This is a genomic window from Alkalicoccobacillus gibsonii, assembly GCF_016798245.1.
Taxonomy (GTDB): domain Bacteria; phylum Bacillota; class Bacilli; order Bacillales; family Bacillaceae_D; genus Alkalicoccobacillus; species Alkalicoccobacillus gibsonii.
In genome coordinates, this window is the sequence record NZ_JAEUZA010000003.1 from 252,511 (window position 1) to 272,051 (window position 19,541).

Sequence of the window (19,541 nt, forward strand, 5' to 3'; positions counted from 1 at the left end):
GCTTGAGACATAACTAAAAACTAAATAGAAAACGGCGATGATTCAATGAGACAACCATTCGCCGTTCGTGTTTATTACATAACGAGCGGAAGGAGAACCCGAGACTCCTGCGGAAAAACACGTGTCTGAAGACTCAGCAGTGGTGGTTTTCCACGGATGAGGCTGAAGCCGTGTCCGCGGAAAGCGAGGGTTTCTCCTGCAGCGGATTTTTTGCTATATTCATGTTTTACTCGCTACTTTAATGTTTTGTCTCAGCCTCTTTCCCTCTTATTTAAAAAATCTCATCAATCGCCTTCCACTCTTCAGGTGTAAGCGAAACATCAAGTGTTTTTAGGTTGTTTGATACTTGGTCAGGGCGCTTGGCTCCTGGAATGAGTGCGTCGATCCCGTCCTTTTGGAGATACCATGCAAGTGTGAGGTGGGCGGTTTCTACGCCTTTGCTTGATGCAATTTCTTTTAAGGCTTCAACTTTTTCTAAATTATGTTCAAATGCGTCTCCTTTAAATAAAGGGTGGTTCGCTCTGATATCATCAAATGTCGTATCCTTTGTGTACTTTCCACCAAGTAATCCAGCTGCAAGAGGGAAGTATGGGATAAATGAAAGCTTGTTTTCAACAATGTAAGGAAGCACATCACGTTCAGCATCACGTGTAAACAAGTTGTACTCACCTTGTAAGACGTCAACATGTCCATCTTTGTTTGCTTCTTTCAGTTGTTCAATAGAGAAGTTTGATACACCGATTGAACGGATCTTCCCGGCATCCTTTAATTCCTTTAGCGCGCCAACTGCTTCGTCCTTAGGTGTGTGCTCATCAGGAAAGTGGATATAGAATAGATCGATGTAATCTGTTTGTAAGCGACGGAGTGCATCATCTACGGATTGCTTTAAAAAGGCAGGGGAGTTGTCTATTTTTACATCGCTTCCTTCAAAGCGATGTGCCGCTTTGGTCGCAATAACAAGATCCTCGCGATTGCCTACCTCCTTCACAACTTCACCAACAAGGCGCTCGGAATGCTCAGGACCATAAATGAAAGCTGTATCTAGAAAGTTTATTCCTTCTGACAGACCTGTCCGAACAAGCTCTTTCCCTGTTTCTTCATCTAGATTGTTAAACAAGTTATGGCCACCAACTGCGTTTGTTCCAAGACCAATAGGATTTACAAATAAACCAGATGTACCAAGTTCTACTTTTTTAGACAATGTCAACATCCTTTCATTTATAGGTTCACGTCTATGATAGCAAAGCTTACCATATGGCACGAAGAATATGCTTAAGGCTTGTGGGCACCCTACTTAAAAAATGGAGTGAAGTGAGTGTTTCAGTTATTTAATGTAAGTGTACCCATCTTTTTCTGGATGGTTATGATTATGACGATCATTTTGACAAGTAAGCTGCCAACAAATAAGAATAAGTAGTTTCTCGTTCGAAGGCTGTACCTTGAAGCATGGTACAGCCTTTTTTTATTTCATATTTTTGGCTGAAGCTTACACGATTGTAAGCTACATGTTAGTTAAATCGATACGAATGGTCCAATACCACGTGATACCCTTTGGGTACAAACAAACACAGGAGGACGGCATAATGACAAATTCAGTTGTACGTGTATCAAACGTGGAGAAAGTATACGGCAAAAAAGGGGAGAATCAATATAAGGCTTTAAACAATGTCAGTATGGAGATAGACAAAGGAGAATTTGTAGGAATCATGGGGCCATCAGGGTCTGGTAAAACAACATTACTGAATGTGATTTCGACTCTTGATGGCATATCAAACGGGACCATCCAAATTGACGGTACGGATATTACAACAATGAATCAAAATCAGCTTGCTGATTTTAGAGCGCAAAAGCTAGGATTTATTTTTCAGGACTTTAATTTACTTGAGAGTATGACGGTTTATGAAAACATTGCTTTACCGCTTTCGCTTCAAAACGTATCAACTAAAGAGATCTCACCAAAGGTACATGCGGTTGCAAAAACGTTGGATATTGAAGCCATCTTACAAAAGTATCCGGCTCAACTATCAGGGGGGCAAAAGCAACGATCAGCAGCGGCACGTGCCCTTGTTCACAACCCTAGCATGCTGCTTGGGGATGAACCAACGGGAGCTCTTGATTCAAAGAATGCGCAGAGTTTGCTTGAGACCATGACCCATTTGCATGAAGATCACAACATTACGATTATGATGGTCACTCACGATGCAAACGCGGCAAGCTATTGCAAACGAATCATCTTTATCCAAGATGGAGAGCTTTATAAGGAAATTACTCGAACAGGGACACGTGAAGAATTTTTCAGACAAATACTCGACGAATTAGCTGCTTTAGGCACACAGGCGTAGAAAGGAGGATAAGCATGTTATCAAAACTCGCACTATCTGGAATTAAGAGTAAGCTAAAAGATTATATTGTCTTGTTAGCTGGACTCGTCATGTCCATTTCAATCTTCTATATGTTTCAAACACTAGCTTGGAACAAAGACTTCACGTCCGAAAACTCAATGATCAATAGTATTCAATTGGTATTCAACGTCGGCTCTGTCCTTCTTGCAGTCGTTACATTTTTCTATATCCTTTATACCAACTCTTTTCTTTTGTCATTACGTCAGAAGGAATTTGGAATGTATATGCTACTTGGGGCAAAGAAAAAGCAAATTCAGAAAATCATGTTTTTAGAGACATTTGTCATTGGAATTGTATCGCTTGCCATTGGAATTGGGATTGGGGTATTGCTTGCAGAAATTGTTGGCCGATTGTTAATGAGCCAATTAAATTTTGAAAGTACTACCTATGCTGCGTTTTTCTTGCCAGCAATAGCGATTACCCTTGTATTCTTTGTCATCTTATTTTTGATAAACGGCATCATTAATTCGATTCGGTTAGCCCGACTTCAGGTTCTGGAGTTGGTACATGCTGATGCGCAAACGGATCGTGTACCTGTGATGAGGAAAGGAAAAATTGTTTCAGCAGTTCTTGGGGTTATCTCACTTGCGATTGGTTATTATGCCTTAATCAATATGGAGACTCTTAGGGAGTTAGGGCTAATACTCGCTCCACTTGCAACGACGCTTGGAACGTACCTCATCTTTTCATCTCTGATTCCAACGATTGTTAATCTCCTGAAAAATAAGAAGAGCTTAAATGAAAAGGGTATTCAAGCCTTTACGTTTTCCCAGCTGCGATTCCGCATGAATGGACTAAAAAAAATGCTCGCAACTGTAACCATGCTAATTGCACTCGGAGCTGGTGCCATCTCAGCTGGAATGGCCTTTCAGAACAATATTAGTATCTTAACGGAATATACAGATGTCTATGATGTAACCATTTTTGATCCGAATGATGATGAAAAGAGCGTCTTGGAGTCAGTTGATTTTACGGAGACAAATGAATATCGCTATAAGATCGATGACGAGTATATATATTTTCTAGACGATGACCTTGATACCCAACGTCCGCTTATTTATGAGTATCAAATGGAAAGAGAATTAAGACCCGAACCAAAACGTTTAGAAGCTGACATTCCTGAGGACACTCGGGATCTTACGGATGATCAACAATACATGGATCCAGAATGGAGCCAATTTATTTACAGTATCAGTGAACCGAACTGGCCTGATTCTGGTGCTGTTATTGTATCAACTGAAGACTTTTTAAGCATAGATGAACCTGAGAAGACAGTGTTTATCGGGAAAACAGAATCGTTTACTGATTATTTACCTCAGTGGCAGCAAATATATGAAAGCCAGCAAGAGCGTTTTGAATCAGTTATGTATTATAGTAAATATGCGAACTACGAAATGTTAAACGGCTTTTCAAGTGGAACCGTCTTTATGGGCTTCTTTTTAGGCATTGCCTTTTTGACGATGATGGCAAGCTGTCTCATGTTTAAAGTATTATCAGGTGCAACAAAGGATATTGGTCGTTATGAAATGCTACGTAAGATCGGTGTAAGACCAAGTGTCTTATCTGGTTCTATCTACAAGGAGCTATTCTTTATCTTCTTGTTCCCTGGTATCTTTGGAATTACTCACGTCTTAGTTGGCATGAATCTATTCTCTTTTATCTTGGTAGAGCCTTACTATAAAATTTGGATTCCGATTACTCTCTTTCTTGGCATTTACACGGTCTATTATCTGATCACAGTCAACTTGTACAAAGGGATCGTCCTTCCAAAAATAAAAAATTGAATACGGTGAGGAGGGGACATAACAGTAAATCACTCATGAAAACACGAACACAGCAACAAATCCGCTACAGGAGAATCCCTCCCTTTCCACGGGTACGGCCTCAGCCCCTTCCGCGGAAAGGGCGCCGCTACAGTGTCTTCACCACGTACTATTCCGTAGGAGTGTCGGGTTCTCCTTCCGCTTATCTTACTAGAAAATGCAGAACATACAAATGGCGAATGAATTCTACAATTTAATCATTCGCCATTTTCTCATTGGTTTTTAGTTTTGTCTCAAGGTTTTTCTCTATGTACTTTTCTCATTATTTAAATAATTTTATCTTGCTGATTTTCATGCCTTCATGTACGATAACGAAAAGAAAGAAAAAAGAGGAGAGAGAAAATGATAGCGGTTACAAAAACCACAGCCAAAACCATAGCAGAAAAACTAGGTTTATCTATAGCCACTGTAGACCGCGCTCTGAATAATCGAGGAAATGTTAAAAAGGAAACCTATCAACGTATCATGGATATGGTGGACGAATTAGGATACAAGCCAAACAAATTGGCTTCTGTTCTATCAAGAAAAATGAATTACAAGATTGCTATTATCTATCCATCCTTTGGACAATACTTTTGGGATCAAGTAGAGGTGGGATTGAATAAAGCTATTCAAGAGCTAACTGATTATGGAGCTGAGTTTACTTTTTTCCGAATGCACGAAGCTGAAATCTCTGCACAAACGCTAATACGTAACATTATCGATCAGGAACAGTATCATGCGATTGCCATAGCTGCGGGTGAAGAACCGCTTGATGATGTGATAAGAGAAGCAACTGCTAAAGGAATAACGATCTGTACGTTTAATCAGGATATTCAATCGAGTAGTCGATTGTTTTATGTTGGTGTGGATTATGAGCAAGCAGGCAAGCTCGCAGCTGAGTTAACATGCAAGTTTGTTGGCAAAAAAGGTCGTGTGGCAGTCGTCGGTAAAAATGATGATTTCCAGACAAGAACAAAGAATCAAGGCTTTCTTGCGGAAGTCGAAACGTATCCTAACGTTAGTAGGGTTGGACCATTTTCTGTAGAGGAATTCCTAAGTCATCATGAAAAGGATTCGATTGATGGCGTGTACGTTTCAACCTCAGATATCTTTGAAGTGGCAGAGGCGCTGCATTCGCAGAAACCAGATACCGTTATCATTTGTCACGATCTTAACGATGAGATCTATCACTATCTGAATGCGGGAGTCATCACAGCTACAATCACTCAAGAGCCTTTTAATCAAGGATACTTGGTGCTGACTCAATTATTTGGCTATCTTGCATTTGAAGAGGATATAAAAGAGCAACAGATCATAAAGTTAGAAGTAGTGATGAAGGAAAATGCTAAGTATTATTTATAGGCTTAGCTTTTCTTTTCACATAAATGAGGTACGATCATCATTTTGTAAAGGGAGATGTATATGAAGTTTAGTAATGGTTGTTGGATGGATAAGGAAGGGCATGTAATAAAAAGTCCAGCTGAGATTTATGATTGGAAACAGGAGCACGGGCAGCTGACAATGTATGCACCATTTCAAAAGATTCAGCACATTGGACAGACCCTTGATGGAGGGGTTTTAACGATTGAATTGTCTTCACCACTCGAAAATGTTATTCGTGTAAAGGCTTATCATCACATAGGATCCGTTACAGAAGAGCCATCCTTTTCTCTAGCAGATCAGATGCCTAATGTGAGCATAGAGGAAAAGAAAGAGGAGATCTCCTTCTCATCTGGACGTCTGCATGCGCATGTAAGGCGAGATCCATGGAAAATCGATTTCAAATTTAATCAAAAGCTACTCACGTCGAGTGAATCCAGGTCGTTAAGTTATATCCATAATGACAAAGGCGACCCTTATATGCGTGAACAGCTATCACTTGATATTGGGGAATTGATCTATGGGCTTGGCGAACGATTTACTCCGTTCGTGAAAAACGGCCAAGTGGTAGATATCTGGAATGAGGACGGGGGAACGGGAAGTGAGCAAACCTACAAGAACATCCCTTTTTATGTAAGTAACAAGGGTTATGGCGTATTTGTCAATCATCCAGAGAACGTATCCTTTGAAGTAGCGTCTGAAAAAGTATCCAAATCCCAGTTCAGTGTAGAAGGGGAATGCCTTGATTATTACATCATTGCAGGTGAAGGGTTAAAAGAGGTTCTGCACAATTACACAGAGCTAACGGGAAAACCACCACTCGTTCCATCATGGTCATTTGGCTTATGGCTTAGTACATCTTTTCTGACAAACTATGATGAAAAGACTGTGCATTCATTTGTTGACGAGATGATTGAACGGGACATTCCACTTGATGTCTTTCACTTTGACTGTCTATGGATGAAGGAACTCGAATGGTGCAACTTTGAGTGGGATGAGCGCGTTTTTCCAGATCCGGTCAATATGTTAAAACGTTTAAAAGAAAAGGGATTAAAGATTTGTGTATGGATCAACCCGTACATCGCTCAAAAGTCTCCACTTTTTAAAGAGGCAGCAGATCTTGGTTTTCTTTTAAAAAGAGAAGATGGACGTGTGTGGCAATGGGATAAGTGGCAAGCAGGTATGGGATTAGTAGATTTCACAAATCCAGCAGCTACTAAGTGGTATACCGATTACCTAGATAAACTGATCGACATGGGAGTGGATAGCTTTAAGACAGACTTTGGAGAGCGTATCCCTGTTGATGTTGTCTATGCAGACGGATCATGCCCTAAGAAGATGCATAACTATTATACACAGCTCTATAATGAAAGCGTGTTCAAATTATTAGAGAATCGATTAGGAACGTCACAAGCTGTGGTCTTTGCTCGTTCTGCAACCGTTGGTGGGCAAACAATGCCAGTTCATTGGGGAGGCGATAGTTTTTCTAACTACCCATCTATGGCTGAAACGTTGCGTGGTGGTCTCTCACTTAGTCTTGCAGGCTTTGCTTATTGGAGTCACGATATCGGTGGATTTGAGACAGGTTCAACACCAGACCTTTACAAACGTTGGACTCAATTCGGTCTCCTATCCTCACACAGCCGTTACCACGGTAGTGGAGATTACAAAGTGCCTTGGCTCTATGACGAAGAGGCCGTAGAGGTAACGAAACAATTTACAAAGCTAAAGTGTCGCCTCATGCCTTATTTGTATTCAAAAGCAGTAGAAGCAACAAAAACAGGTGTGCCAATGCTTAGACCGATGGTTCTTGAATTTCCAGAAGATGAAACGTGTCATTATCTTGATCGCCAATATGCTCTCGGAAGCGAGCTCCTTGTGGCACCAATTTTTAGCGACCAGGGGAATGTGCGTTACTACTTACCTAAGGGTGAATGGACTAACCTCATAACCAACACTAAAGTGAGCGGAGAACGATGGGTCACAGAAACACACGACTATACATCCTTGCCACTAATGGTTCGAGAAAACTCCATTTTGGTATTTGGTCAGACGGATTCAACGGCGAGCTACGACTTTACACAGAATGTCGCTCTGCACCTCTTCTCATTAAAAGAAGGTGAGGAAGCAAAGACGATGCTCGTACGTGAGTCAGGGGAAGAAGCTGGGGTCGTTACCGCAACAAAAACGGGCTCAACAATCACTATACAGACAAGCGGATTAACAACTGCCTACTCGGTTGTGCTCCGTAACGTTCACTCTATCAGTACTCACTCAAGTGGCGAACAGGAGCAAACAGTGGATGGGATCCTGTTAACAATTGAAAAAGACGTGAATGAAGTAGTAATTGAATTATAAGAGGAGGTCTACATTGAATATAAAAAGGAAATATATTGGGACACTAGCGATTGTTTTGGCAGGAGGTATCATTGCAGGCTGCTCAGAGACGACTTCACCTGGCGACGGAGATGTTGTAACGCTGGATTTTCTAACCTTTGCGGATCCAGCTCAATTAAAGGTATACCAACGAGCTGTTGATGCCTTCCATGAATTGCATGGGGATGAGATACAAGTGAAATTAACAGGACTTTCTACAGACAATTACACTCAAACTCTTACAACTAGACTTCAGGGAAGTGAAGGACCGGATATTTTCTATGTTCAGGATTTTTCAATGTCTACCTTTGTACAAGGAGGAGCGGCTCTTCCACTTGACGAGTTTTTAGAAGGGCCAGATAGCTATGTAGGAAAAGAGGATTTCCCTGATGATATTTGGGGTCCGACCCAAAAAGATGGCGTAACCTATGCGTTGGTACCTGATGCGAATCCATTTGTGATGTATTACAACAAAGACGTGTTTGAAGAAGTCGGTGTTAAATCACCTCAAGAGTACTATGATGAAGGAGATTGGACGTGGGATACGCTAACAGACATCACAACAACGTTTAAGGAAGCTGGAAAAGAAGGGTATGTACAGGACGGAGGACCGTTTGGCATAAATACATGGATCTATAATAACGGAGGCAGTGTTGAAAAGGATGGAGAGGTAGTGATTGATCGTGATCCGAAAACGATTGAAGCGATAGAATATGTAAATGAAATGGTTCAGGACGGAAACTTTGTGTTCTCAGGAAGCCTACCACAGGGGCAGGGTCGTGACGCCATGTTTATGTCTAATCAAGTGGCTATGGTGGGGGCCGGTAGATGGTTGACTCCACTATTTCTTGAATCCAATAAGAACTTTGATTACATCCCTTGGCCGACGAATACGGGTGAACAGATGGAGCCGACACTTGTCACATCAGCATACTTGGCCGTGAATAGTGATACAGATTACCCAGAAGAAGCAATGAAATTTATTAGCTATTATGTGTCGAGAGAAGGCCAAGAAATTAGGTTAGAAGACAACGGGAATTCAGTTCCATCCATTGAAGGACTTGAACATGTCATAACGGATCAACCAGAACCAGAGCATGCACAATACTTATTAGATGCAATTGAAATTGGTCAGCCGATTGTTTTTGAATTTGAAACACCTGGCCTGTCTAATGAACTTGAGGACATTTATGAGCTAATGTTTATCGGTGATCTTACCGCTGATGAAGCCATTACGCAGCTCGGTGAAAAAGCAAGGGAAATGACAGAAGACTAAGTCGAGACATAACATTAATACAAATATTAAAACACGAACATAGCAGGGTACCCGCTACAGGAGAATCCCTCCCTTTCCACGGGAACGGCCTCAGCCCCTTTCGCGAAAAAGAGCCGCTACAGTGTCTTCACCGCGTTCTGTTCCGTAGGAGTGTCGGGTTCTACTTCCGCTCGTTATGCAAAAATACGAATGGCGAATGATTCGCTTGTGGAATCATTCGCCATTTTTATGTTCATTTTGAGTTATGTCCCAGCCTCTTCTAGATAGCTTATCTATTCTAACGATTCAGAATAACTCGCGTCTTGTTTCATATACTAGGTGCAACTTGAGAGCAGGGGGTCCTTATGAATCGATTGCTGGTGCTTCAATCTGACTTTGGATTAGGTGATGGGGCGGTTAGCGCGATGTATGGTGTGGCGTTATCAGTCAATCCAGACTTAACCATATCAAATCTTACGCATGAGATACCGCCCTTCCATATATGGGAGGCATCCTACCGTTTGCTTCAAACGGTTCCTTATTGGCCAATTGGCACAGTGTTTGTCTCGGTTGTAGATCCGGGAGTCGGCTCTAAGCGCAAAAGTGTCATTGCTAAATTAACAACAGGACAATTTGTCATTACGCCTGACAACGGAACGCTCACACACCTTCTCAAAGTGGTTGGGGTGACGGAAGTAAGGGAGCTGGATGAAACAAAAAATCGTCTGCCATATTCAAGTGAATCCTATACGTTTCATGGGCGAGATGTTTATGCTTTTACTGGGGCAAGAGTAGCTAGCGGTCTGATCTCTTTTGAAGGGTTAGGTAGGCCTATTAACCCAAATAATCTTGTTCAACTACAGGTGGATGAAGCGACACTCAGTAAAGATAGCGTCATCGGAAGAATTGATATTTTAGACATACGTTTTGGGAACGTTTGGACAAATATTTCAAGAGGCTTATTTAAACAAACTGGGATCGTGTACGGTGATTTAGTAGAAGTGATGATTAAACACGGAAACACTGTTATATACCAACAGACGGTTTGTTTTGGACGGTCCTTTGCAGATGCAACACTTAGTCAGGATGTTCTCTATGTAAACTCTCTTGATTATGTAGCTATTGGGACAAATCAGCGATCGTTTGCTGAAGTATATAAGGTCGATACGGGCTCAGATTGGATGATCACTTTGAGGTTGAGTGATTAACTTTATTTGCATCTTGAGTTAGGCGCCCTTCTTCTTTATAATTATTTAGTAGACCGAAGTAATTGCTTCAAATAGAGAGAAGGGTAAGAATGAAACAAAAGGTAGGAGAGAGAGACTCATTCAAAAAAGGACTTACAACTCTCATGATTAAGTGGGTTGTTTTTTTAATTGGACTCCTTGTATTGGCAACTGGAGGCGCATTTATGATTAAGTCTGCCTACGGTTCAGCAACGTGGGATGTGCTACATATTGGACTATCCCTCAAATCAGGTTGGTCCATTGGATTATGGGTTCAAATTGTAGGATTACTTATGATTGGGATCGCATGTCTAATTGACCGAAAAAAACCGCAAGTTGGTAGCTTTATTAATATTATATTAATTGGATTATTCTTAGATGGCATGCTCCGGTTACCAATCTATCCAAGTCATATGCTCTGGTGGGAAAGCGTATTATTCTTATTTGGAGGCATTTGTATTTTAGGTTTTGGTGCTGGAATGTATGTAGCAACAGGTCTTGGTGCAGGACCGAGAGACGGTATGACTCTGGTTCTTGCAAAGAAAACGGGCTTATCCATTCGACTAGTACGTACGCTCCTTGAAGGAACGGCGCTTTTACTAGGTTGGTTACTCGGAGGACCAGTTGCAGCAGGGACATTTCTATCGGTCTTTTTAATTGGCCCTGTCATGCAGGCATCGATAGGATTCTGGCGCAAACAGATGGCAAGGCTTGATGAAAAAGAAGAGAGCCTTGTACCTGTCACGGAACCTGCATTAAAGGTAAATGATTTATAACAAAAAAGACGAATGTTCTCAAAAACATTCGTCTTTTTTGCTATTATGCCGTTTTCTCTTTTTTAGTTGGGTTCAAATAGTGTAACAATAAGCCCATACACACAGCTCCGCCCACAAAGTTACCGATCGTTACGGGGATCAAATTGTGAACGATACCGCCAAGTGTCAGATCAGGCGCACCGTGTAAGTAAGCAATCGCAAATGTCCCCATATTTGCAATACTGTGCTCGTAACCAGAAACAAAGAAACTGAAAACCAAAAGAATCATGATGAAGATTTTAGCCATTTCATTTTTCAATGTTAATGGAATAAAGAAAGCTAGACAAACTAACCAGTTACAAAGAATGCCGCGAAAGAAAAGCTCGCTTATTGATGATTCTGTTTTGTGCTGAGCCACGCTCATTAAAAATCCATTAGCACTAGGATCTTTGAATATTCCGGTTGCCAACAAGAAATAGGCAAAGAGAATGGCTCCAATTAAGTTACCGATATATGTCATAGATAGCAGCTTCAATGTTGTTGACCAAGTCATTTTTCCTTTTAAAGATGCGTATGGAAAATAGAATGTATTGCCTGTAAATAAATCTGCATTTCCATACTTAATTAAAAGGATGCCCACTCCAAATGTAAGTGCTCCAGCAATATAAGCAAGAGATGACCCATCCTCGTAGAAATATCCACCTGTCCGGAAAGACACAATGACTCCGAGTCCTAGAAACATCGTTGCTAGAATCGAACGCATTAAATATCTCATACGATTGTCTGAGTATGCTTTTCCTTTGTTAATCGCCATTTGTTCAACTTGTTCTAATGAAGCTTGTTCCATTTAAACTACCACTCCGCTACTCAACTATTTGCGATCAAAACCGCTATATGATTATACCCGTTTTTTATTAGATTGAAAGCTTAGTTAACTAAAAAAAGAGAATAGGGTAAAATTGGATAAAGTTTACAGGGTATAGAGTGAATCGAATGATTCCCATGATCGAGAAGTTTTTTTAAGAAGCTCGTTACTTGAAGGAAACGAGTTAAGTTTAGATAGCAGTTGAAATGCCTCTAAGGAATTTTTACTTAGAGGCATGTTAAGTTTGGGAGATATAGAATTTATCGAAGCATCTATTGTATATCGTTTCATTACAGCTCAGGTAGAAAAGTGTTGAATTGATTTCAGCGAGAGAGACTGTGTAGGCAGTTTTTTAGTGTAGAAAGAAAGTTAGCCTTTTGCTCCGGATATAACGATACCTTGGATAAAGTATTTTTGTGCAAAGAAAAACAACACAAGTGGTGGTACTACTGCCATCACAGATGCAGCCATTAGTAGCTGCCAAGGAGTCGCTGCATAGGCTGCAGTAAAGTTTGCTAGTCCAAGAGAAAGTGGATAGAGCTCCTGAGTGTTCAGATAGATTAGTGGACCGATTAAATCATTCCACCGGAACATAAACTCCATAATGGCCGCTGTAGCCATTGCTGGTGTAGAGAGTGGCAGTATGACTTTAAAGAAGATTGTGAAATAGCCACCACCATCAATCATCACGGCTTCGTCCAGTTCCTTTGGTAATCCAAGGTAGAATTGGCGCAGTAGAAAGATGAGAAAGGCACTTCCGGCAAGGACCGGAACGGTTAATGGTAGGTAGGAATCAATCCAACCCACCTTGTTAAATAATAGGTATTGAGGAATCATGATGACCTGAGGTGGAAGCATCATCGTGCTAAGTATAATCGCAAAGAGAACTGTTCTTCCTCTAGCGCGGAATCTAGCAAATCCAAAGGCAATCACAGCGGAAAAGAAGACAGTGCCTACCACCGTTACGATTGTATACCACGTGGTGTTCCACAAGTAGGTTCCAAAAGGGTGATTTTCAAAAACCTCGCGATAATTGGACCAATTCCAATTAGTTGGTAAGAGAGTAAGAGGCTGTGAGACAACCTGTTCAAGTGATTTTAATGAAGTGAACACCATCCACAGAACAGGAAACAAAAAGATGGTCAAGCCGAATCCCAATATTAAATAGGTGATTAGTTTACCGCCACTGGATAATTCACCTGGTGCGTAGCTCGTTTTTTTAAATGAAAGCTTCATGACTTGTACCCTCCTTATTTTTTGTCATATTCATAATGGACAGATTTTCTAGATACGTAGAGCGACAGAAAGGTTAGAAGAAAGATAATAATAAATAGAACCCAAGCCTGTGCAGAGGCGTAGCCTATTCGATTTTGGAAAAAGGCTGTTTCAAATAAATAATAAACATAGAAGTAGGACATCCAATCTGGACCACCATCTGTTATCACATAGGCTTGAGTGAATATTTGAAAGGAGCTAATTAGGGCAATAATGCCATTAAAAAGAATGACAGGTGAGATGAGGGGAACCGTAATTTTACGAAAGCGTGCCCATATGCTTGCACCATCTATTGCCGCTGATTCATATAACTCACTAGGAAGCTGTTGTAAGCTGGCAAGGAAAATAATCATTGTCCCTCCAACAGCGGTAAGTTGCATTAAGGCGAAGGAAGGAATAACGGTTAATGGATCTGTAAACCACCCTGGGCCCGTGATGCCAAAGGCGTTATATAAGAAAGAGTTAACAATTCCGAATTGAGGGTTTAAGAGCCACATCCATAGAAAGGCAACGGAAACACCGGAGATGATGGAAGGGGCGTAGAAAAAGGTTCTAAAGAAGGCTTGACCTTTAATTTTAGCATTCAGGAGTAAAGCTAAGGAGAGCCCAAGAATCATCGTAAACGGAACCGCTAATGCAGCATAACCAAAGGTAACGAAAAGCGATCGGAAAAATATGGGGTCTTGGAAAAGGTTGATAAAATTTTGTATGCCAATAAAATTGATAGCACCGAGGATGGAATAATCAGTAAAGCTAAAATATAAGGACGCAAGCATCGGTCCTCCAATAAATAAAGTAAATCCTATAACCCATGGTGAAATAAATAGCCAAAAGTAGCGTTCTTCTCGTCGAGAACTGAGTGATGATTTAGGAAACAGTTTTTGTTTATAAATCGTTTCTTTTTTTAAATTGACAGCCACATGAATAACCTCCTTGATTTGTATTAGTAGTTAAGAGATCTTAGATTCTCTTGAAGCTCCACAAGCCCGTCGTCTACGCTCTTACGCCGATCGTAGACAGCGTTGATGGTCATGTTCTGGTGTTTCATGATCGGAGCAAAATTACTAATTAGATGATTATCCGTTGGCCTGCCATAACGCTCAATACTTTCATCTGCCTTTTGTAAATCAGCTACAGAGATGCCTGTGCGTTCAGAGATTAGCTCAAACCACAATTCCTTTAATCCGCTGTGGGCAGGACTTTCCAACGTCATTTCAACGAGCCATTTAGCTGCTTTATCAGGATCCATCAGAAATTTAAGGAATTCCCATGCTTCATCAGGGTTTTGACTCTGCTCACTTATAGACCATGGATCGACGTAAATAGGAATTTCTCTTTCGTCATTGGAATACGGATAAGCGGCAATCCCCCAATTCATATCAGTGCCCGCATATTGCTTTGTTCCCCATCCACCCTTTAAAACCATGCCTACACGCCCACTTAAAAAAGGATCACTTAATTGGGATAGCGCAGCAATTTCACTTTGTGGAGGCATCACTTCATGCTCATTAATAAGCTCAAAGCGTTTTTGAATTGCTTCTCTGTTACGAGGATTCATCGTGACTTGAGGTTCCTCCATTTGCCCTGTTTCATAGGCTTCATCAGAGAAAAAATCTCCGCCAAAATACCAAGAATCTTTATTAGGAGTATTTTCGTTTAATAAGCCATAAATTCGTTGAGTAGGTGGCAAATCATTGTTTGTAATAGCTTGAGCGGTTTCAATCATAGTGTCCCAATCCCAGCTCTTATCCTCCCAATCAGTAGGTGGATACTCTAATCCAGCTTCGTCAAAGAGATCTTTGTTATAATAAAGAGCGGAGCCCATTGATAATGCAGGCAAGCCAAATGTACCTTCCTCGTTTTTATAAATATCGAGCAAGGTTTCATCAATTCCATCTGTTACGTGAGGATCCTGTTCCAGATAAGGGGTCAGATCCTTTAAGGCGCCTAGCGCGTAGTACGATCCGAATCCGGAGTCAGCCCAGTTTGGCGACCATACATCAGGAACATTCCCCCCAGCGATCATCGTTTGTAGCTTTTGATCAATTTCTCCTTGTGGGATGATCTGAAGACGAACGCGAATACCTGGATTCTCTTTCTCAAATTCATCAATCACTAAACGTTCCCATTCGAGTAAATTTGGATCACTTCGTACAAGCCACGTGATTTGTGTGTCCCCGGTCTGAGTCGTTTCTTCACTTGAACAAGCAACAAAGAGGGAGCAAACGGTTAAAGTAGAAGCAAGTAATATCCTTTTCTTAAACTTCTTCATCGTAAATCCTCCAATCAAGGTTGTTGTAAACGCTTACATAATTAATATTCTTGGTAAATGGATAAATACCTGCTGAAAAAAAGATCATTCCAGTTTTCTTACAAGTGATATTGTAAGAAACTAATAGAAAAAAACTAATGTAAACGCTAACAAAATCTCAGCATTCTACATGTAAAAGAAGTACACTATTAGTATGGTTGCATTCTAACTCAAAGGGAGTTGAAGAATATGAAGTACAGACAATTAGGTAATACTGACTTAAAGATTAGTGAATTAAGCTTTGGGACATGGGCCATTGGCGGATCGTGGGGACAGATAAACGATCGAGAGTCGCTTAAGGCGCTAGAGATTGCAATGGAGAATGGTGTAAATTTCTTTGATACGGCTGATGTTTACGGGAATGGACACAGTGAGGAGTTATTAGCGAAAGCAACTAAAGGAAGAGAAGATGAGATCTATATTGCGACTAAGTTTTGTAGAGGTGGTGATATCCATTCACCAGACACCTACTCGATTGATCAAGTACGAGCATATTGTGAAAATAGTTTGAAGCGATTAGGAAGGGAACGGTTGGACTTATATCAGATCCACTGTCCGCCGCTCGACATTCTTAAGGACGGTAAAGTATTTCAGGTATTAGATCAGTTACAAGCAGAGGGGAAAATCCGTCACTATGGAGTGAGCGTTGAGACTGTAGAGGAAGGTCTCCTTTGCCTAGAACACTCAAATGTACGTGCGCTACAGGTTATCTTTAATCTGTTTAGACAGAAACCACTTGAGGAGTTGTTTCCAAGAGCAAGCGAAAAAGGGGTAGGGATCATTGCACGAGTTCCGTTGGCTAGTGGATTGTTAACCGGAAAATTTACGAATGAGCACATGTTTGAAAAAGATGATCACCGTCATTTTAATAGGAATGGTGAATCGTTTAATGTGGGAGAGACCTTTGGAGGAATAAGCTTTGAAAAAGGGGTCGATCTTGTTCAGGATCTTTTATGGATTGAACAAGGAAGAAAGCATGTATCAAGTGCGGCTTTACGGTGGATATTGGACCAAGATGCAGTAACTACTGTCATCCCTGGCTTTAAAACAGCGGAGCAGGTTCAAAAGAATTTAGAAGCGGTTCATGTTCCTCCGTTTACAGTGGAGGAGCAGCAGAAGCTACTTACTTTTTATCAAACGAAGGTAGAAAAACATATTAGAGGCCCATATTAACATGTAGTGGGTTCGGTCATCGAAAAAAGCAGCAACGGCATAAATCCGTTGCTGCTTTTAGTGTGTTGGCTTAACTTAAACTTGTAAAAAAAACTTATTCATGTATAATACAATTGATGTAATATACATCTATTATTGGAGGAGGACCTTTTTTGAATAGAGAAGATGCCTTAAAACTAAGAGCTGATATTAAGAAAATGATTATATTAACTGGGGTTTTCGAATCCCAAAACTTGCCAGATGGACATTTCGAGAAACCATTACCAGTTTCTCAGATGATGGCGTTAGAGGAATTAGAGGTGGGAGCATTAACCGCTTGGCAATTATCCAATAAACTTAGATTAGAGAATTCAACTGTAAGTAGATTGGTAACCAAATTAGTGGAAAAGGGTTTTATTTATCGCGAAATAAATGAAAAAAATAGAAGAGAGATTATTCTTCACCTTACAGAAGAAGGTCAAAAAACTGTTCACCGCTTAAGAGAGCAGTCCGTTACTTTCTATCAAAGCATTCTCGATCATTTATCAGAATCAGAGCAAAAAATAGTTATGGATGGTTTTGAATTATTTAATGATTCTATTCCTAAGCCTTTTGATAAGTGAATTAAATCGTACCATTTGGAGGAATAAATGAGTTTGGATTTTGAACGTCCTATCATTGAATTAAAAGAGAAGATTGATGAATTAAAGAAATTCATGAAAGAAAATAATGTAGATTTATCTTCAGAAATTCATGTATTAGAAAGCCGCCTAAATAAAATGCAAGATAAAATTTATTCTAATATTACCCCTTTTGAACGAGTTCAAATTGCAAGGCTACGTAACCGACCCACAACATTGGACTATATATCTTTATTGTTTACTAACTTTCTGGAACTTCATGGTGATCGATTGTATGGTGATGACAAAGCCCTTATAGGTGGTATTGCAAAATTTGAAGGGATTCCTGTTACCGTTATTGGTCAACAAAGAGGTAGAAATACAAAGGAAAGTATAGAAAGAAATTTTGGAATGGCGCACCCTGAAGGTTATCGAAAAGCGTTAAGACTTATGAAACAAGCGGATAAATTTAATCGTCCTATTATTACTTTTATTGATACTATAGGCGCCTATCCAGGGGAAGGGTCTGAAGAACGTGGAATTTCTGAAGCGATAGCTCGAAATCTATTTGAAATGATTACACTTAAAGTCCCAATTATTTGCATTGTAATTGGAGAAGCATCAAGTGGTGGAGCTCTTGGCATTAGTGTCGGTAATCATATCCATATGTTAGAGAATTCATGGTACTCGGTGATTTCGCCAGAAGGAGCAGCATCGATCCTATGGAAGGACGCTAAGTATGCTTCAAAAGCTGCTGAACATATGAAAATTTCAGCAGTAGATTTGAAACAGTTAGGAATTATTAATGAGATCATTCCTGAAATGAAAAATGGAGCGCAAAATGATATAACATCACAAGCAAAGATGATTCATTCTGCAATTGAATCATCTCTACGAAACCTGATGCTACTATCCTCAGAAGAGCTTATACAACAGCGGTATGAGAGGTATAGACAAATAGGTGAACTTTAAATATTTTAACTCGACTTTATGTCCATTCATATTTAAAGGGCTTAAACTTCGATAAAAAAATCAAAATGTTAATGTGTAATAACGTTTAAATCACCTTTTGCCATTTGCTACAGTCTAAACTAAAAGGTTTTTTCTTTTTATGATTAAGTATGTTGTGGAACAGAGGATCCCTGCAAATGAAACAATCATCAACAATGGATACGGTAAGAAATGGTCATTAAATGAAATCTTTATAAGATCGATGAAAGATAATCTCTCCGCATCTTCTAAAGGATAATCATGAGTTCCAATGATATCAATATTGAAATTACTTCCAACGTACCATGTAAGCACGGTAGAAAAAATGAAAAGTATGAAGGACAAACCAAGCGAAATAAATCCACGGTAAAAAACCATTATATACCCCCTACCATATTAAACAATTTTATTATACGAAACCTAACATTATGATTAACTAACTCTATCAATATGTTGAAATTGATGAAATCTTTACGGATACAGATTCTTCCTTTATTCCTTCATTTCTTTTAAATGTATTTCTGAGGAATTTTTTTATTTATAGCTATAATATAGAACAAGCAACTATAGATCAAGAAGGGTTTTGATGTAAGGATGAATAAGAAAACACTAATTTTCTCTGTTATTATTACCGCTTTTGTTAGTATTTTGGCTACTAGTTTATTTTACGGTCAAGTGAGTGAAGCTTCTGATGATGAAGCCGGTCTCTTTGAAACATACAAAGAAGGGACAAAAGAACAAGAGACATTACTATTATTTCAGAGCTATTACGAGTTGTTAAAAAGCGACGATTACAAGATGGAGGATTTACTTGAATATTTCTATGAGCCTGAACATATTAGTAAAAAAACGCTAGATTCTTTTTATCTAGATAGCGAAGATTCAGTTGAAATAAAGTTATATGATTTAAATGATCCATATTGCTATGAAGACGAATCAAAGGGAGATAAACAAGTTTGTACTGTACCTGTTTATGTAAAGTATGATGGTCTCCAAGGAGAGATGCTATTAATGGATGCAGTTCAAATAGAGGATGGCATATGGAAAATTCACATGAAAAATATTGAAGATACGAAAGAAGAAGGGGTACATTAAGATATAACAGTTCTCTACATTTTAATTTTTAAAA

General features: G+C 39.8%; 16 protein-coding genes. 11 read left to right on the forward strand and 5 right to left on the reverse strand.

The annotated features are described in order from the left end of the window. Nucleotides 1-271: 271 nt before the first annotated feature. A complete protein-coding gene (locus tag JNO66_RS12875; RefSeq protein WP_373367176.1) occupies nt 272-1,210 on the reverse strand; it encodes an aldo/keto reductase in 939 nt (312 codons plus the stop codon). Nucleotides 1,211-1,583: 373 nt separating this feature from the next. Here JNO66_RS12875 and JNO66_RS12880 point away from each other — a divergent pair, with 373 nt between their 5' ends. The 7 genes from JNO66_RS12880 to JNO66_RS12910 all read left to right on the forward strand — a co-directional run bounded on the left by JNO66_RS12880 (nt 1,584) and on the right by JNO66_RS12910 (nt 11,220). Further along, a complete protein-coding gene (locus JNO66_RS12880; protein WP_203088738.1) occupies nt 1,584-2,342 on the forward strand; it encodes an ABC transporter ATP-binding protein in 759 nt (252 codons plus the stop codon). 14 nt (nt 2,343-2,356) lie between these two features. After that, a complete protein-coding gene (locus JNO66_RS12885; protein ID WP_203088740.1) occupies nt 2,357-4,186 on the forward strand; it encodes an ABC transporter permease in 1,830 nt (609 codons plus the stop codon). A gap of 381 nt (nt 4,187-4,567) precedes the next feature. After that, nucleotides 4,568-5,569 carry a LacI family DNA-binding transcriptional regulator gene (locus JNO66_RS12890; RefSeq protein ID WP_203088741.1) on the forward strand — a complete coding sequence of 334 codons (1,002 nt, stop codon included), beginning with the start codon at nt 4,568-4,570 and terminating at the stop codon, nt 5,567-5,569. A gap of 60 nt (nt 5,570-5,629) precedes the next feature. Then, nucleotides 5,630-7,945: an alpha-xylosidase gene (yicI, locus tag JNO66_RS12895; RefSeq protein WP_203088743.1), complete on the forward strand. Its 2,316-nt coding sequence runs from the start codon at nt 5,630-5,632 to the stop codon at nt 7,943-7,945. A gap of 13 nt (nt 7,946-7,958) precedes the next feature. Further along, complete coding sequence (locus JNO66_RS12900; protein ID WP_210340871.1) at nt 7,959-9,239, forward strand: ABC transporter substrate-binding protein; 1,281 nt, start codon at nt 7,959-7,961, stop codon at nt 9,237-9,239. A 344-nt stretch (nt 9,240-9,583) separates the two neighbouring features. Next, entirely contained in the window at nt 9,584-10,426 is an 843-nt protein-coding gene (locus JNO66_RS12905) for an SAM hydrolase/SAM-dependent halogenase family protein (RefSeq protein ID WP_203088745.1), read from the forward strand. A gap of 89 nt (nt 10,427-10,515) precedes the next feature. Beyond that, entirely contained in the window at nt 10,516-11,220 is a 705-nt protein-coding gene (locus tag JNO66_RS12910; RefSeq protein ID WP_203088747.1) for a YczE/YyaS/YitT family protein, read from the forward strand. Between the two features lie 43 nt (nt 11,221-11,263). On the opposite strand, the gene JNO66_RS12915 is transcribed toward JNO66_RS12910, so the two are convergent. From JNO66_RS12915 to JNO66_RS12930, 4 genes are all read right to left on the reverse strand, one after another. Then, entirely contained in the window at nt 11,264-12,046 is a 783-nt protein-coding gene (locus JNO66_RS12915; RefSeq protein WP_203088748.1) for a formate/nitrite transporter family protein, read from the reverse strand. A 387-nt stretch (nt 12,047-12,433) separates the two neighbouring features. Continuing rightward, entirely contained in the window at nt 12,434-13,300 is an 867-nt protein-coding gene (locus JNO66_RS12920) for a carbohydrate ABC transporter permease (RefSeq protein ID WP_203088749.1), read from the reverse strand. A gap of 14 nt (nt 13,301-13,314) precedes the next feature. Further along, nucleotides 13,315-14,259 (reverse strand): carbohydrate ABC transporter permease, encoded by a 945-nt coding sequence (locus JNO66_RS12925; protein ID WP_273753305.1) that lies wholly within the window; start codon nt 14,257-14,259, stop codon nt 13,315-13,317. A gap of 23 nt (nt 14,260-14,282) precedes the next feature. Then, nucleotides 14,283-15,611, reverse strand: a complete 1,329-nt coding sequence (locus JNO66_RS12930; protein WP_203088750.1) for an ABC transporter substrate-binding protein — start codon at nt 15,609-15,611, stop codon at nt 14,283-14,285. Nucleotides 15,612-15,839: 228 nt separating this feature from the next. Here JNO66_RS12930 and JNO66_RS12935 point away from each other — a divergent pair, with 228 nt between their 5' ends. The 4 genes from JNO66_RS12935 (at nt 15,840) to JNO66_RS12950 (ending at nt 19,507) form a co-directional block, all read left to right on the forward strand. Beyond that, nucleotides 15,840-16,823, forward strand: coding sequence for an aldo/keto reductase (locus JNO66_RS12935; RefSeq protein WP_203088751.1), 984 nt, complete (start codon nt 15,840-15,842; stop codon nt 16,821-16,823). Between the two features lie 152 nt (nt 16,824-16,975). Continuing rightward, entirely contained in the window at nt 16,976-17,425 is a 450-nt protein-coding gene (locus JNO66_RS12940) for a MarR family winged helix-turn-helix transcriptional regulator (protein ID WP_203088752.1), read from the forward strand. A gap of 27 nt (nt 17,426-17,452) precedes the next feature. Further along, on the forward strand, nt 17,453-18,394 hold the full coding sequence (gene accA / locus JNO66_RS12945; RefSeq protein ID WP_203088753.1) for an acetyl-CoA carboxylase carboxyl transferase subunit alpha: 942 nt from the start codon (nt 17,453-17,455) through the stop codon (nt 18,392-18,394). Between the two features lie 612 nt (nt 18,395-19,006). Beyond that, a complete protein-coding gene (locus JNO66_RS12950) occupies nt 19,007-19,507 on the forward strand; it encodes a hypothetical protein (RefSeq protein ID WP_203088754.1) in 501 nt (166 codons plus the stop codon). Nucleotides 19,508-19,541: the final 34 nt, after the last annotated feature.

Excerpts from the sequence above, each read along its gene's own strand:
- JNO66_RS12875 (WP_373367176.1), bottom strand. The coding sequence starts at position 1,210 with ATGTTGACATTGTCTAAAAAAGTAGAACTTGGTACATCTGGTTTATTT.
- JNO66_RS12880 (WP_203088738.1), top strand. The coding sequence starts at position 1,584 with ATGACAAATTCAGTTGTACGTGTATCAAACGTGGAGAAAGTATACGGC.
- JNO66_RS12885 (WP_203088740.1), top strand. The coding sequence starts at position 2,357 with ATGTTATCAAAACTCGCACTATCTGGAATTAAGAGTAAGCTAAAAGAT.
- JNO66_RS12890 (WP_203088741.1), top strand. The coding sequence starts at position 4,568 with ATGATAGCGGTTACAAAAACCACAGCCAAAACCATAGCAGAAAAACTA.
- yicI (WP_203088743.1), top strand. The coding sequence starts at position 5,630 with ATGAAGTTTAGTAATGGTTGTTGGATGGATAAGGAAGGGCATGTAATA.
- JNO66_RS12905 (WP_203088745.1), top strand. The coding sequence starts at position 9,584 with ATGAATCGATTGCTGGTGCTTCAATCTGACTTTGGATTAGGTGATGGG.
- JNO66_RS12910 (WP_203088747.1), top strand. The coding sequence starts at position 10,516 with ATGAAACAAAAGGTAGGAGAGAGAGACTCATTCAAAAAAGGACTTACA.
- JNO66_RS12915 (WP_203088748.1), bottom strand. The coding sequence starts at position 12,046 with ATGGAACAAGCTTCATTAGAACAAGTTGAACAAATGGCGATTAACAAA.
- JNO66_RS12920 (WP_203088749.1), bottom strand. The coding sequence starts at position 13,300 with ATGAAGCTTTCATTTAAAAAAACGAGCTACGCACCAGGTGAATTATCC.
- JNO66_RS12930 (WP_203088750.1), bottom strand. The coding sequence starts at position 15,611 with ATGAAGAAGTTTAAGAAAAGGATATTACTTGCTTCTACTTTAACCGTT.
- JNO66_RS12935 (WP_203088751.1), top strand. The coding sequence starts at position 15,840 with ATGAAGTACAGACAATTAGGTAATACTGACTTAAAGATTAGTGAATTA.
- accA (WP_203088753.1), top strand. The coding sequence starts at position 17,453 with ATGAGTTTGGATTTTGAACGTCCTATCATTGAATTAAAAGAGAAGATT.
- JNO66_RS12950 (WP_203088754.1), top strand. The coding sequence starts at position 19,007 with ATGAATAAGAAAACACTAATTTTCTCTGTTATTATTACCGCTTTTGTT.